11 protein-coding genes are annotated in these 14047 nt (G+C 60.8%); all 11 read left to right on the top strand.

What is annotated here, in order from left to right; translation table 11 throughout:
* Positions 1–176: 176 nt before the first annotated feature.
* The 11 genes from DAAHT2_RS12280 to DAAHT2_RS12235 all read left to right on the top strand — a co-directional run bounded on the left by DAAHT2_RS12280 (position 177) and on the right by DAAHT2_RS12235 (position 13970).
* Complete coding sequence (locus DAAHT2_RS12280) at positions 177–2825, top strand: type II/IV secretion system protein (RefSeq protein ID WP_162014306.1); 2649 nt, start codon at positions 177–179, stop codon at positions 2823–2825.
* Positions 2826–2893: 68 nt separating this feature from the next.
* Positions 2894–4141, top strand: coding sequence for a MinD/ParA family protein (locus tag DAAHT2_RS14090; protein ID WP_013164597.1), 1248 nt, complete (start codon positions 2894–2896; stop codon positions 4139–4141).
* 1 nt (position 4142) lies between these two features.
* The gene (locus DAAHT2_RS12270; protein WP_013164596.1) at positions 4143–5024 is read left to right on the top strand and encodes an HDOD domain-containing protein; all 882 of its coding nucleotides are present in this window, start codon (positions 4143–4145) and stop codon (positions 5022–5024) included.
* A 148-nt stretch (positions 5025–5172) separates the two neighbouring features.
* Positions 5173–5565, top strand: a complete 393-nt coding sequence (locus DAAHT2_RS15155; protein ID WP_245526846.1) for a hypothetical protein — start codon at positions 5173–5175, stop codon at positions 5563–5565.
* Between the two features lie 16 nt (positions 5566–5581).
* Positions 5582–6358: an ATP-grasp domain-containing protein gene (locus DAAHT2_RS12260; protein ID WP_013164594.1), complete on the top strand. Its 777-nt coding sequence runs from the start codon at positions 5582–5584 to the stop codon at positions 6356–6358.
* Positions 6359–6387: 29 nt separating this feature from the next.
* Positions 6388–6900: a thioredoxin family protein gene (locus DAAHT2_RS12255; RefSeq protein WP_013164593.1), complete on the top strand. Its 513-nt coding sequence runs from the start codon at positions 6388–6390 to the stop codon at positions 6898–6900.
* Between the two features lie 4 nt (positions 6901–6904).
* Positions 6905–8506, top strand: a complete 1602-nt coding sequence (locus DAAHT2_RS12250) for an NAD(P)/FAD-dependent oxidoreductase (protein ID WP_013164592.1) — start codon at positions 6905–6907, stop codon at positions 8504–8506.
* Between the two features lie 28 nt (positions 8507–8534).
* Positions 8535–10274 (top strand): glycosyltransferase family 39 protein, encoded by a 1740-nt coding sequence (locus DAAHT2_RS12245; protein WP_013164591.1) that lies wholly within the window; start codon positions 8535–8537, stop codon positions 10272–10274.
* 363 nt (positions 10275–10637) lie between these two features.
* Complete coding sequence (locus DAAHT2_RS14470; protein ID WP_013164590.1) at positions 10638–10955, top strand: hypothetical protein; 318 nt, start codon at positions 10638–10640, stop codon at positions 10953–10955.
* Positions 10956–11075: 120 nt separating this feature from the next.
* On the top strand, positions 11076–12332 hold the full coding sequence (locus DAAHT2_RS12240; RefSeq protein ID WP_013164589.1) for a YeeE/YedE thiosulfate transporter family protein: 1257 nt from the start codon (positions 11076–11078) through the stop codon (positions 12330–12332).
* A 159-nt stretch (positions 12333–12491) separates the two neighbouring features.
* Positions 12492–13970, top strand: coding sequence for a B12-binding domain-containing radical SAM protein (locus DAAHT2_RS12235; RefSeq protein WP_013164588.1), 1479 nt, complete (start codon positions 12492–12494; stop codon positions 13968–13970).
* The last annotated feature ends 77 nt before the right edge of the window (positions 13971–14047 follow it).

Genomic DNA, 14047 nt, shown 5'->3' with positions numbered 1-14047 from the left:
TTAAATACTCGCCTTTTATTGACAATCAAGGGTGGGCTCAATTATAAGGAAAACGGAAGTTATAATGCGTCAGGACCTGGAGCTTGCAATTCCCGGCACATTTTCCTCCTTCTCACTTAAGCTCTTGCGAGGCGCAGTGCATGGCCAGCGGCGAGAAAAGCATTACAGGTCAACCGATGAACAAACCGGCCTTAAACTCCGAGCTGACACCCAACCCAAACGGCCATTTCCGTCTTGGCGAATTGCTGGTTCGGGAAAAGATGGTCGGCCAGCAGGACATCGACCGGGTTCTACAGCTCCAGCAGCAGGAAAAACAGTTGATCGGTCTGCCCCTGGGGCAGATTCTGGTCAAGCAGGGCAAACTCAGCGAAAAGGACCTGCACCGCCTGCAGGAACACCCCAGTTTTCGCAAGCACCTGGGCACCCTGGCGGTGGAGAAGAAGTACGTCAGCCAGGAACAGCTGATGTTCTGCCTGCAGAAAAAAGATCCCGGCAAGGCTTTGGGGCAGGCGCTGATCGATGAGGGTTTCCTGGACGAAGCAGCCCTGTACGAGCTGATCAAAGAACAGGCCTGCTCGGACAAGCTGGGCGATCTGGCGATTAAACTCAACCTGGTCAGCCAGCAGGATATCGCCACCGCCCTGAAAACCCAGAAGGCCTCCCGCAGCCTCGGCGAGATCTGCTGTGACCTGGGGCTGATCAGCCCCCTTGACCTGGACCGTATTCTCAACAAATACGACAAGCAGACCAAACTGGGCGAAATCCTGATTAAACTGGGCTACCTGGACCCGGACAAACTGCAGAAAAACCTGGCCCAGCAGCAACGGGAAGGCATTCCCCTGGGAACCCTGCTGATCAACAACAAACTGATTACCAACTCCCAGCTCCAGGAGGCCATCTCCAAGCAGGCCGGGATTCCTTTTAAAGCCCTGGAAGGCTTTATTTACAGCGAGAACGACAAAAAAGCGCTGACCAGAATCATCAGCCCCAAGTATGCCGAAAAAAACCTGATCCTGCCCATCTCCATGCAGGGCAATGAACTCACCGTGGCCACCCTCAGTGCCGAAAAAATCCGCACTGTGCGGGATCTCAATCAGCTTTACGACCACCTCAACATATCCTGCATCTTCATTACCGAAACCAAGTTTGCCGAGCTTTTTGAAATTCTCTACAGCAAAAAGCTAAGCGGCCAGCGCTCCCCGGAGGCCAAAACCGAAAGCGAAGAGAGTACCCCCGAGGCAGGCCCGGCCGACTCCATGCAGCTTGAGCTTTCCGAAGACATCGACGAGGTTGCCGACACCCAGAACGACTACGGCGCCTACGACCTGGAAACCGAGGAGCTGGTCAACTACATCGTCAAATACGGCATTACCCACAAGGCCAGCGATATCCATTTCGAGCAGGACCGCAAGGGCGCCAAACTGCGCTTCCGCATCGACGGCGTGCTGCGCGAGGTCAAGGCCGGCTGGCTGCAAAACAAGATCAATGAAAAACCGGCGGCCATCGTTTCCCGGATCAAGGTCATGTCCAGCCTGGACATTTCCGAGCGCCGCATTCCCCAGGACGGTGTTTTCCGCATCAACTACTTCGACCGCACCATGGGCCAGAAGTACAACCTGGACTTCCGGGTGGCCACCTGCCCGGCGATCAGCGGCGAGAACATCACCATCCGGATTCTTGACTCGCGCAAGGCCAACGTGGGCCTGGAAAAGCTCAACCACTCACCCCACGTGCTGGACCCCTTCAAGATTTTCCTGAAAAGCGCCGCCGGCATGGTACTGGTCACCGGCCCCACCGGCAGCGGTAAGTCATCCACCCTTTACGGTGCCCTGCAGTATATTTACGACCCCACCCTGAAGATCATCACCGCCGAGGACCCCATCGAGTACAGCTTTCCGGGGATCATGCAAACCCAGATCAACCCCAAGATCGGACTTTCCTTTGCCCAGTTGATGCGCTCTTTCCTGCGCCTGGACCCGGATGTGATCCTGGTGGGCGAGATGCGCGACGAGGAAACCACCCACATCGGCTTCGATGCCGCCCAGACCGGGCACCTGGTGTTGAGCACCCTGCATACCAACGATGCCATCAGCACCTTGGGCCGGCTGGACGACCTGGGGGTCGACCGGGCCCAGATCGCCGCCAGCCTCAGTTGCGTGCTGGCCCAGCGCCTGGTGCGCCGCATCTGCCCCACCTGCCTGGCGGACTACGTGCCCAGCGAAGAGGAATGGAGCCCGCTGTTTAACGACTACCCAACCCATTTAACCTTCTTCAAGGGGGAAGGCTGCAACGACTGCGATTTCACCGGCTTCAGCGGCCGCACCCTGCTGTCGGAACTGTTTGTGCCCAGCGACTTCAAATCTTTCAGCAAAGGCGCCAGTGTCGATGAACTGAAAGCGGAAGCGGTGGAAAAGGGGCTGATGAAGACCATGGTCGACGACGGCCTGCTCAAGCTCGGCGACACCACCATTTCAGAGATCCTGCGGGTGGTGCCCCACGAGATGATCCAGATGTTCCGCAAGCGGGGGCTTAATGCCGCCGCCGGCTCCGGCGAACCTGCACCCGCCAGCAGCACCGGCCGGGGGCGCGGTTTCATGCTCACCGACCCGGCCACCGAAGGGGTGCGGATCGACCAGATGTATGAAGAGTACCAGTCTTTGGCCGCCATCAGCCAAAGCAAAGAGCAGATCGACCGGGAATTGTTCGGCCGTTTTATTAACGACAACTTTCACGAGCTCCGCCTCAGCACCGGCAGCCGCAGCATCCTGTTCAACTTCGAAAGCGAAGATGGCAACGTGCGGATCACCGCCGTGCCGCTTGGCTAACGCCCGGAGCCTTCCCGGTGGGGCGCCAACCCCCGTCATAAATCTCACCATTGCACCATGGAAACAGCATGAACAGAACCATTGCCATCACCAGCGGAAAGGGCGGCGTCGGCAAGACCAACCTCACGGTCAACCTGGCCATTCACCTGGCCGAACTGGGGTACCGGCCCTGCCTCTTTGATGCCGACCTGGGTACGGCCAACATCAACATCATGCTGGGGATCAACCCCGAGCATGATATCGGCGACGTGATCCGGGGCGAGAAAACCATTCAGGATATCATCATCCACGACTCTTCGGGGGTCAACATCATCCCCGGCAGCAGCGGTGTGGAAGAGATGGCCAACCTGGAGGCCGAGCATCTCGACACCCTGGTCAAATCATTCGCCGCCCTGGGCCGCTACGATTTTTTCCTCTTCGACACCTCCGCCGGTATTTCCCGCAGCGTGGTGGCCTTCTGCCTGGCGGCCTCCGAGGTGGTGCTGGTGATCACCAGCGAACCCACTTCCATGACCGACGCCTATTCCCTGCTCAAGGTGTTAACGAGAAATAAATATGGCGGCCGGGTAAGGGTTGTGGTAAATCGTTGCCCCGATGTGGCTTCCGCCAAAGGCGTCTTCAAGAAGTTCCGGATGGCGGTGGATAAGTACCTTGGCGTGCCGCTGGAACCTCTTGGCCTGGTCTTCCAGGATGAGGTGGTGCCCCGGGCTCTGCAGCAGCAAAAGTCGTTCATGAAGCTCTACCCGCAATCCGGCGCCGCCTCCTGCATTCGCTCCCTGACCCAGCGGCTGACCAACGAAAGTGCCGAGAAAACCGCGCCGGAAGATATGACGGTTTTCTGGAACAATTGCTTCAAGTATTTCAACATGCCGCTCGATATTCCAGGCAAGCGGCAGGAACAGAGGGGCCAAGAGAGCGTCCCGCCACCGGAACCAGCCGTTGTTGCACCGGTTATGGAGGCGGCAGAGGAAACACCGGCGGTGCCGCCACCGGTTGCCCCGTCGGCAGCGGGTGAAAGTAGCGCAACCGGGGAGCCAGGGGAAACTGGGGAGCCGAGGCAGGCCACCAACCCACAAGACCCGCTGCAGGCTTTTATGCCCTTTATACCCATTGTCCAGCAACTGGCTGGCAACCTGGGGCAGGTCTCCAGCGAGTTGAGCCGAATCCGGGAGGCCCTGGGAGCCAACGGTAAAAATCCCGGCCCCGCGCATTCCGGCGACCATAACCGGCCCAGCACCCCGGCCAAGGATCGACAGGTTTACGTACTGGACCTGCAGGCATACGCCGCCGGGTCTAACCGCTCCAAGGAATCGTGAAATGTCCACCCATACTGTGCAGGAAATCAGCCAGCGCATTGAAGAACTTCCCACCCTGCCGGCCATCGCCCACCGGATTTCCTATCTGCTGGACGATGAAACCGTAGATTACCGGAAAATCGCCGCCCTGATCGAGCAGGACCCGCCGCTGGCGGTCAAAATTCTGCGCATCGCCAACTCGCCGCTGCACATGACCCTCAGCAAAGTGCACACCATTGAACACGCCCTGGCCATTCTGGGGGCCAACGAACTGCGTTCCATCCTGAGCGCCCTGGCGGTTTACGACTTTTTTCAGCAACAGGAGAGCAACGGCTTCGACCGCCGGGGCTTTTGGCGGCATGCCATCGTTTGCAGCCAGATCGCCAAATATCTGGCCAACCACTTTCGCTGCCAGGATGACGCCATCTTCCTCTCCGGCCTGATCCACGATATCGGCAAGATCGTCTTCGACGCCTATTTCCGCGACGATTTCAAGCAGATTCTAACCCTGGTCGCCAGCCGGCACCAGTCGTTCAGCAAGGCGGAGAAGGAAGTCCTGGGGGTTACCCACTACCAGGTGGCCGCTAAACTGCTGCACCAGTGGGACTTCCCCCCCCAGGTGGTTAGCCCCGTACTGTACCACCACGCCCCCTGGCACGACCGGGATTACCCCTGCAGCTCCATCGTAATTTACCTGGCCAATATTTTTGCCAAAATCATCGGCTACCCCAGCCTCAAAGCGGAAGAGCCGACCACCGCCGCCATCTTCAGCAACCCCAAGCTGCTGAAATTCCTCAGCATTAACGGTTTCGAACTGAACCCGAAAAAAGTGGAGGTGATGATCGGCAATCTGCACCAGACCATTCACCGCAGCGAAGATAATATCCTGCATCTCTTCGACTGAGTCGCCACGCGGCCCATAAAGGCTCTAACCAATCTCACGAAATCATTGTCACTTTCAGCGGCAATCATTTCGCCCCCCGGGCCGCTATCAGCCCGTTTTACAGCAGGATGATAAAGGTTGACGAGGGCGCAGCGGAAGAATATATTACGTGATTTACCAACGAACACCTGGGCGAACCAGGCAACCTCTTTTCCGCCGGGCCACCACCGAATACCCCGTGGTCACCAACCCGGCCCTGGCCGATCTCCCAGCTACAGGAACCAACATGGAAGCAGCCCGCAACCGCGACGAACAGCAAAAAAAGCGTACCATCAGCCAGAGCCTGGCTCTGATCAAATGCCCCAACTGCGGCAACGACACCGACTTTCTGGAAGTCGCCGACGACGTGATTCTCACCACCCACTACCGGCAAAACCAGGACGGCAGCTTTACCCAGGAAGGCGACGAATCCCAGATCCTGGGCGAGATCAAGCTGTTTTGCGGGGAGTGCAACGCCGATCTTTCCCATTTCCACTCACGCTTTCTGGAAATGCTTTTCTAGCCCCGGGAGGCCGCTCTTGACTTCCCACCCCCGGCTGATCCGTGACAACGAAACCCTGCGCCGCGAATACCACCGGCTGACCGCCGGGGACCGGGTAGTTACCCGGGTCCGGCTGGCTCCCGGTGAAGAGTACCTGCTGTGGGATCTGACCCAGCGGGGGGTGCTGCTTTTCCCTCCGGCCCAAGCCCAGGCGCTGTCGCGCTCCAAGGTGATGCAGGCGGCGGTGTTTGCCCCTTTTATGCTGCCCCACACCCTGGCCATTCATGATCTTCACACCCTGCACCGGGCGGTCACACAATATCACGCCGCCGGCATCGGCCGGGTGGTTACCAAGCTGGACCGGGCCAACGCCGGCATGGGCGTGCTGCTTTGGAACAGCGTGGAAGAGGTGCTCAACCAGGCCACCCTGGGGGTGCTGCAGCCCCCTTTTGTCCTGCAGCCCTTTGCGCCGGAGGGCCGTGATATCCGGGTGATCATTCTGGGCGAATACCAGGAGGCCTACCTGCGCCACAACACCTCGGGTTTTCGCCACAATCTCCACTGCGGCGGCCACAGCGAACCCTGGACCCTGACTGCGGAACAACTGGCTTTATGCCGGCAGGTCATGGAACGCGGCCGCTTTCCTTACGCCCACCTGGACCTTTTTTTGCTGCCGGAGCGGGTCTACTTAGGCGAAATCAACCTGCGGGGCGGCCTGCGGGGGGCACAGATCAGTCCCGAAGAATACCGTCGGCGCCTGGAGCAGATCATGTCCCCGTCTGCCGGTGCAAGCGATGGGGCACGGCCAGGGTAATGCAAAAACCAACCGGACATTCTTCAACCATGGAATCCCCTCTTCAGCGCTCACTGAAAGTCGGGCGGGCGGTTATCGGCCTGCTGGGGCTGGATGTTGCCCTGGGGAAGGCCCTGGCCGACCAAGACCACCCCCGGGAACAGATCCTGGAGCGTTTATATCGGCAAGTAGCCGAGCAGAACTACATTCCCCCCGGCCGGGAAGAACTTTACCACCAGGCCCTGGCGCAGGAGTATGACCGGCTGCAACGTGGTGAACAGCGCCAGGACGGCACGTTGCAAATCCGCATCTTGGGGCCCGGCTGTGTTTCCTGCAACCGCTTGGGCACCATGGTGCTGGAGGTGATGTCGGAGCTGGGGATCGCCGCCGATATTCTGCAAATTCAGGATCCCGACGAAATCGGGCGCTTCGGCATGCCCCGCACCCCGGCCCTGGTGATCAACGACCAACTGCTCTGCGCCGGCCGGCAGCCGGCCAAGGCCAAGCTGGAAGAATGGCTGCGGGAAGCCGCCGACCAGCAAAACTCCAGCAACAGGCAATAACCCCATGTCTGCTCCTTCGCCGCCAAAACGCCGGGCCATCATCATCGGCGCCGGCCCCGCCGGGCTCACCGCCGCCCTGGAACTGTTGCGCCAGACCGACATCACCCCGCTGATCCTGGAGGCCTCACCCCATATCGGCGGCATTTCGCGAACCGAAAATTACCGGGGCAACCGCATCGACATCGGCGGCCACCGCTTTTTTTCCCGCTCCCAAAAGATCATGGAGTGGTGGCAGGAAATCATGCCCCCGCAAGGGGCGCCGGCCCGGGACGACCGGGCCCTGGGGCGCGACCTGGCCGACCTGCTGACCGCCGGCGGCCCGGACCCGGAACAGACCGACCTGGTAATGCTCCAACGCTTCCGCCTTTCCCGGATTCTGCACCGCCGCCGTTTCCTCGACTATCCGCTGGCCGTGGGCCTGCCCCTGGTCCGAGCCCTGGGGGTGGGCCGCCTGCTGCTGATTCTGCTCAGTTATCTGCGCGCCCACCTGTTTCCCATCCGGGAAGAGCAAAACCTGGAAGATTTTTTTATCAACCGCTTCGGCTATCGCCTCTATGCCACCTTTTTCAAAGACTACACCGAGAAGGTGTGGGGCCGGCCCTGCCGGGAAATTCCCGCCGAATGGGGGGCCCAGCGGGTCAAGGGGCTGTCCGTGGCCGGGGCGGTTAAACACGCCTTGCGTTTCCTGCTCACCAGCCCCCGGGTCCGACACCGGCAAAAGGTGGAAACCAGCCTGATCCACCACTTTCTCTACCCCAAGCTTGGCCCCGGCCAACTCTGGGAAGAGGTGGCCAAGCGGGTCACCGAACAGGGCGGTGAGTTGCTCACCGGCCGCCAGGTAGTGGGCATCAGCACCAGCGGCAAGCGGGTCACCGGAGTACGGGTTCGCAACCTGGCCGACGGCACCGAATACACCGAAGAGGCCGAATTCTGCTTTTCCACCATGCCGGTGCGCGACCTGATCGCCGCCCTAGACCAGACCCCGCCGAAGATCCGGGAACTGGGCCGGGGGCTGGTTTACCGGGATTTCCTTACCATCGGCCTGTTGCTCAGCCGGATGAGCGGCACCCCGGCCGGCAAGCAGAACAGCCAAAACCACCGGGCAGCCACCGACAAACTGCTGCCGGACAACTGGATCTACATCCAGGAACACGACGTGCGCCTGGGCAGGCTGCAGATCTTCAACAACTGGAGCCCCTACCTGGTGCATGACTCCAACACGGTCTGGGTGGGGCTGGAATATTTTTGCAATGAGGGCGACGACCTCTGGAGCATGGCCGACCGGCAACTGCAGCAACTGGGAGTGGAAGAGATGAGCCGCCTGGGCTTCATCACCCCCGCCGACGTGCTGGACGGGGTGGTCATCCGCCAACCCAAGGCTTACCCGGCCTATTTCGGCACCTATCACCAGTTCCACGAGATCCGCGATTTTACCGACCGCCTGGAAAATCTCTTTTTAATCGGCCGCAACGGTATGCACCGTTACAACAACATGGACCATTCCATGCTGGCGGCCATGGCGGCGGTAACGGCGGCAAAAAACGGCGACACCGACAAGCAGGCGATCTGGGAAGTCAACAGCGAAGAAGAGTACCACGAACAATAAACCGGTGTTTTAAGCAGTTAAGCTCAGTATGCCAAAAGACATTTTTCCAATTTGCCGGCGCCGCCACCAGGGTCACCTGCTCATTGCCGGGCTTTCGCTGCTCTTTCCGGTGCTGCTGTACCGGGCCAGGCACCTGGATGACAACGCCCTGACCAGCTGGCAGTGGGTCTTTGCGGCCGCCGACCCGCTGCACTTGTGGCTGCTGCTGTTGCTGCTCACCCCGTTGTTCTGGCTGCTGGCCCTGGCGCCGCAATGGTGGCGCGCCCGGCGAGGGAGGGAGACGGGCGGGGGTCTGCCGGCACCGGCTTTGATCGCCCCGGTGGCCTTTCTGGCCTGCCTGCTGTTTATGGACAGCCCGGAAATGATCGTCGACGCCGGCCGCTACTTCATCCAAGCCAAAAGTTTCAGCGAGCACGGCCCGCTCTATTTCTACCGAGAGTGGGGGCGGGAGATCTTCGCCTGGACCGACCTGCCCCTGATGTCCATGCTCTACGGCCTGCTTTTTACCATCTTCGGCGAGAGCCGGCTGGCGGCGCAACTGCTCAACGCCCTGCTCTTTGCCCTTACCACCCTGCTCATTGCCCAGTTGGGCCGGGATCTGTGGGATGAAGACACCGGCCGGGCCGGCGCCCTGCTTTTTCTCGGCTTCCCCTATCTGTACAGCCAGACCCCGCTGCTGCTGGTGGATATCGGCACCATGTTCTTTTTGCTGCTGGCCCTGGCCTCCCTGCACCGGGCCATGACCCGGGGGGGTTGGTATATTCCCCTTACCGCTCTGGCAGTGCTCGGGGTGTTGCTGGTTAAATATTCCGCCTGGCTGCTGCTCTCCGGCCTGGTCCCGATCTTTTTCTGTTCACTGGCGCCGCAACCCCGCCGGGCCGTGATCCGGGCCGTCCTGGCCCTGTTGCCGGGCTTGCTCGCCGCCGCCGCTTTTTTCTGGGGACAGAGGGAGATAATGGCCGAACAGATCGCCCTGCTGCTGGAGTTCCAGCGCCCGGCCCTTAAAGGCGGCTGGAGCGAGGGGCTGATCTCCACCTTTTTCTTCCAGACCCATCCTTTGCTCACCGCCGCCCTGCTCTACTCCTTTTTCCGGGCCGGCTATCGGCGGGATTTACGCTACCTGGCGGTGGCCTGGCTGGTTATTCTGCTGCTGGTGGTGCTGGAGTTGCGCCGCATCCGCTACTCGCTGCCCATCTTCCCCCTGCTGGCCCTGATGGCCGGCTACGGCCTGCGCGATCTCGCCGATCCCGCCCTGCGCCGCCACTTGCTGCTGGTGGTGGCGGGCTCCTCCCTGCTTTTGGCCTGGGGGGCCTTCAAACCCTTTTTAAACAGCACCGGCGACCGCAACCTGATGGAGGCCGGCCACTTTCTCAGCGCCCTGCCGCCACATCGGGTCGGGGTGGTGGTGCTGGCCGAGCCCGAACCGGTCCTGGACCCCCGGGTAACCCTTCCCCTGCTTGATCTTTTCAGCACCCAAAAGCTGATCTACCTGCCGCCGGCAAGCCCGCCGCCACCACCGGACGGAGTAAGCGAATCCCCCCTGCGTTTCAGTTGGGAGATGAACCTGCCGGAGTTTTACACCGCCGCTCCTGCTTTCAGGCCGGAAACGGTGGTGGTGATCAAGGGCAGCCCGGCCGCCCGCACCCCGCCGGAGGTGATCATGCTGCTGGACAATTACCGTCATGCCGCCCAGTTCTCCGCCCACAGCGGAGTTTTTCAGTATCGCCCGCTGGTAACCATCTACCACTTGGCCGACGCTGGCTGGTAATTGCTCAAAAATCATTTTTTATTTTGCAAAAACTTAGACAATCACATAAAATGCCATACAATTTTTTAACATTGCCGGCAGCCTGTTACGACGTTGCCGCAAGAGCTGGGCACAAGCAAACAGGTAAAGTGGCAATGCGGCTTTCCTGGCGGATGCCACTTAGTGGCAGCAAAAAACAAGGCTGTCCCTGATTCCGCAAACCATGGCTGGGAACAAGCCGGCCATTACCAGGGTCTTTAACTTTAAACAGCAGCCTGCCAACAAGTACGATGGCTGCAAGAGGCAACAGCAGTTTAACCAAAAAAAGGGTGCGCTGGCACCGCCCCTTGAGACCAAGGAAACACTTTTTAAGGAGGTTCCAAAATGAAAACTTCACGTTATGTGGGCATGTTACTGATAGCCGGGATGCTCGGCTTCGTGGCCTTCCAGGGCCAGATCGGCGGCCCCGATGAGGCTCAGGCCCGCGGCGGCGGCTACGGCGCCCCCCCGGCTCAGCAAGGCGGCGGCTACGGCGCTCCGCCCCGCGGCGGATACGGCCAGGAGGATGAAGACAAAGGCCGGGCTCCCGGCTACGGCGCTCCGCCTCCCCGGCCCGGTGGAGGTTACGGCGCACCGCCGGCGCCCCGCGGCGGCGGCTACGGTGCACCTCCGCCTCGGCCCGGCGGAGGCTATGGTCGCTAAGCAGCAACCAGCCCAAGCTTAACAACCAGGGAACGCGGGACTATAGACCACTTGCTGAGGAGGCAAGTGGTCTCCCGCGTTTTCAGTGACTTTCAAACTCTATAGGGAACAGGAGAGGGTATGAGCGAAGGAAGCGTGCTTGGCCAGCAGGCCAAAGAACTGTACAAGATTCTCTGTCAGGACAAATGGAACCCGTACACCACCGGGATCATCATCGCCTTTTTGAGTGTGGTTATCGCCGCCTGGTATACCTCTTGGGGCGCCACCGGGGCGGTACAAAACTGGGGCGACTGGGCCCTCTATGGGGTAGGCGTCAACGAGTCCGCCCCCGGCAACATTTTTCTGCACAGCGGCTCCATCATCGGTATCGGCTTTATCGCCGGCGCTTTTATTTCTGCCTGCCTGGGCGGCAACTTCGCCTTCCGAATCCCGCCCCGCATCGAGATGCTCAAGGCGGTGATCGCCGGTTCCCTGATGGGCATCGGCGCCATTCTTGGCGGCGGCTGCAACGTGGGCGGTTTCTACAACGCCCTGGGCAACCTGTCGGCCCACGGTTTTGCCATGTTCTTCGGCCTGATCATCGGTGCCATTCTGGCCCTGAAGTACACTTACTGGGAGATGGAAAACGTTTCCTGGGGCCAGGGCGGCGCCAAGACCTTCAACGTCCCCCCGGCCCTGCAGATCGTGCTGGGCATCGGCGCCCTGGCGGCCCTGATCTGGGGAGCCTATGCTTACGCCGGCAGCGAGGAGTACTTCTGGGGCATGGGCGCCTGGCAGCCCCTGGGCGTTTTGGGCGGCGTACTGCTGCTGGCTGCGGCGCTGGGCTACGTCTTCCAGCGCGGCCGCTGGTGCATGATCCAGGGTTTCCGCGAGCCGCACATGACCGGTGACTGCAAGATGGCCAAGGCCGTGGCCCTTTCCATCGTGCTGCTGGTAATCGGCATTGCGGTCCTCAAGTACCAGGGGATCGTGTCGGCCGACCATTACCTGCGCGGCGTCTTTGGCTGGGGCGGCGTACTGGGCGGCGTTATCTTCGGCTTCGGCGCGGTGCTGGCCGGCGGCTGCGGTACCGGCGCCCTCTGGCGGGTGGGTGAAGGCCAGATCAAACTCTGGATCGTGGTTCCCTTCTTTGGTTTGGGCGCAGCCCTGACCAGCAAGTTTATCCACGGCCCCCGCGACATCGAAGGGATCATTGCCTGGTACCAGGCCGGCACCCCGCTGCCCTTCAGCGAAGGCATGCTGGGCAGCTTCACCTACCTGCCCAACACCTGGCTGGGCTGGGGCGGCTCTTTGGCCGTGATCTTCGGCGCCATGGCCGCCTGGTGGATCGCCGTTACCTGGAACGAAAAAACCCAGAAGGGCGTTCTGGAAATGTAAGCTGTTCGCTTACGGCCCTTCAAAGCGAAAAGTTAGCCCCCCTGATGAGTTGACCGGGAGGATCGCCATGGTCGTGACGACATGGCCATCCTCCCTTTTTTTTAAACCGCAAAACCGTTGTACGGGATTGCTCGATCACCATCCTCCGAGATTGTTTCCATGAAATGCGCCCTGATTATCCCACCCTGGCTGCCCGAGGAGATCTTCTCCAGCAAGACCGCCGGCAGCCAGATCAACTACTGGCAGCCCCTGGGCACGCTCTACGTGGCCGCCGCCCTGCAGCAGGCCGGGCACGAGGTGCGCTTTTTAAACGGCGCTTTTCTCCCGCACCAGGAGATCATGGCCGGCGTTGCCGAATTTGCCCCGGAGTTCATCGGCCTCTACTCCACCACCTTCGGCTGGGACAAGGCCAAAAAAATGGCCACTGCCCTGCGCCAGGCCGGGTTCAACGGCGCCCTGGCGGTGGGCGGCCCCTTCCCCATTGCCCTGCCGGAAAAGTGCCTGACCGAATGCCCGGAGCTTGATGTGGTGGTAACCGGTGAAGGGGAGGAAACGGTGGTGGAACTGCTGGAGATGCTGGCCGGCTCGCCTGTTACCACCGATGGCGGCAACGGTGACCGACCATGGCCGGACCTGGGCGACATCAAGGGCCTGGCCTGGCGGCGAGGCCAGGAGATCGTGCTCAACCCGCCCCGGCCGCTGATCACCGACCTGGACGCCCTGCCCTTCCCGGCCCGGGAATTGCTGGGCGAAATCGACGATTACGTGCCGCCGCCGGCCACCTACAAGCGCCGCCCGGTGGCGGTGATCATCACCTCCCGGGGTTGCAACCGGCACTGCCTGTACTGCTTCCAGATCGACAAGAGCCGCAAAAGCGGCATCCGCTACCGCTCGGTGGATAACGTCATGGCCGAGATCCGCCACTGCCTGGCCCAAGGCTACCGGGAGATCAAGTTCATCGACGACACCCTGGCGGCGGATTACCAGCGGGCCATGGAACTGGCCCGGCGGATCAAGGAAGAGCAACTGGATTTCACCTGGTTTGCCTCGGCCTGCGTCAACCAAGTGGACCTGCCCCTGCTCAAGGCCTTTAAAGAGGCGGGCTGCTGGGCCATCCTGTTCGGGGCCGAAAGCGGGGTACAGAAGGACCTCAACACCATCCGCAAAGGGATCACCCCCGGCCAGATCAAAAAGGCAGTGGCGGCGGCCAAGGAGGCGGGGATCACCGTCTACACCCCCTTCATTTTCGGCATTCCCGGCCAGACCTTTGAAGATGGTCTTAAATCCATCGAGTTTGCCCTGGAGCTGGACCCGGATATCGCCAACTTCCACGCCCTAACCCCGTTCCCCGGGACCGAGTTGTGGGACAACCTCGATCAATACGGCACCGTCTCCCACGACCTCAGTGAATACACCTACCAGGGGGCGGCCTTTATCCCCTACTCCATGACCCGGGAAGAGATTGCCGAGCTCCGCCGCCTGGCCTTCAAGCGCTTTTATTCCCGGCCCAAATTCCTCTGGCGGCGGTTGCTAGCCCTGCGCAGCATCCACGATCTGAAGGCCGCCGTCAACGGGGCTAAAAGCCTCTTCTGGCTGCTAATCGGCGACCGCATCTTCCACCGGAGCAAGGACAAATAACTTTACGCCGATAATGGGTCATCCAGGTCAAAGGTTTTTGCCACGGGGTGGGGGCCGTAAAAACCGGTAGCGGCTCA

Source organism: Desulfurivibrio alkaliphilus AHT 2 (assembly GCF_000092205.1).
GTDB classification, from domain to species: Bacteria; Desulfobacterota; Desulfobulbia; order Desulfobulbales; family Desulfurivibrionaceae; genus Desulfurivibrio; species Desulfurivibrio alkaliphilus.
The sequence above is the reverse complement of the archived record's forward strand: the minus strand, read 5'-3'. Positions and strand labels throughout refer to the sequence as shown.

Coding starts and splice junctions, on each gene's coding strand:
- DAAHT2_RS12280 (WP_162014306.1), top strand. CDS start 177: ATGAACAAACCGGCCTTAAACTCCGAGCTGACACCCAACCCAAACGGC.
- DAAHT2_RS14090 (WP_013164597.1), top strand. CDS start 2,894: ATGAACAGAACCATTGCCATCACCAGCGGAAAGGGCGGCGTCGGCAAG.
- DAAHT2_RS12270 (WP_013164596.1), top strand. CDS start 4,143: ATGTCCACCCATACTGTGCAGGAAATCAGCCAGCGCATTGAAGAACTT.
- DAAHT2_RS12255 (WP_013164593.1), top strand. CDS start 6,388: ATGGAATCCCCTCTTCAGCGCTCACTGAAAGTCGGGCGGGCGGTTATC.
- DAAHT2_RS12250 (WP_013164592.1), top strand. CDS start 6,905: ATGTCTGCTCCTTCGCCGCCAAAACGCCGGGCCATCATCATCGGCGCC.
- DAAHT2_RS12245 (WP_013164591.1), top strand. CDS start 8,535: ATGCCAAAAGACATTTTTCCAATTTGCCGGCGCCGCCACCAGGGTCAC.
- DAAHT2_RS14470 (WP_013164590.1), top strand. CDS start 10,638: ATGAAAACTTCACGTTATGTGGGCATGTTACTGATAGCCGGGATGCTC.
- DAAHT2_RS12240 (WP_013164589.1), top strand. CDS start 11,076: ATGAGCGAAGGAAGCGTGCTTGGCCAGCAGGCCAAAGAACTGTACAAG.
- DAAHT2_RS12235 (WP_013164588.1), top strand. CDS start 12,492: ATGAAATGCGCCCTGATTATCCCACCCTGGCTGCCCGAGGAGATCTTC.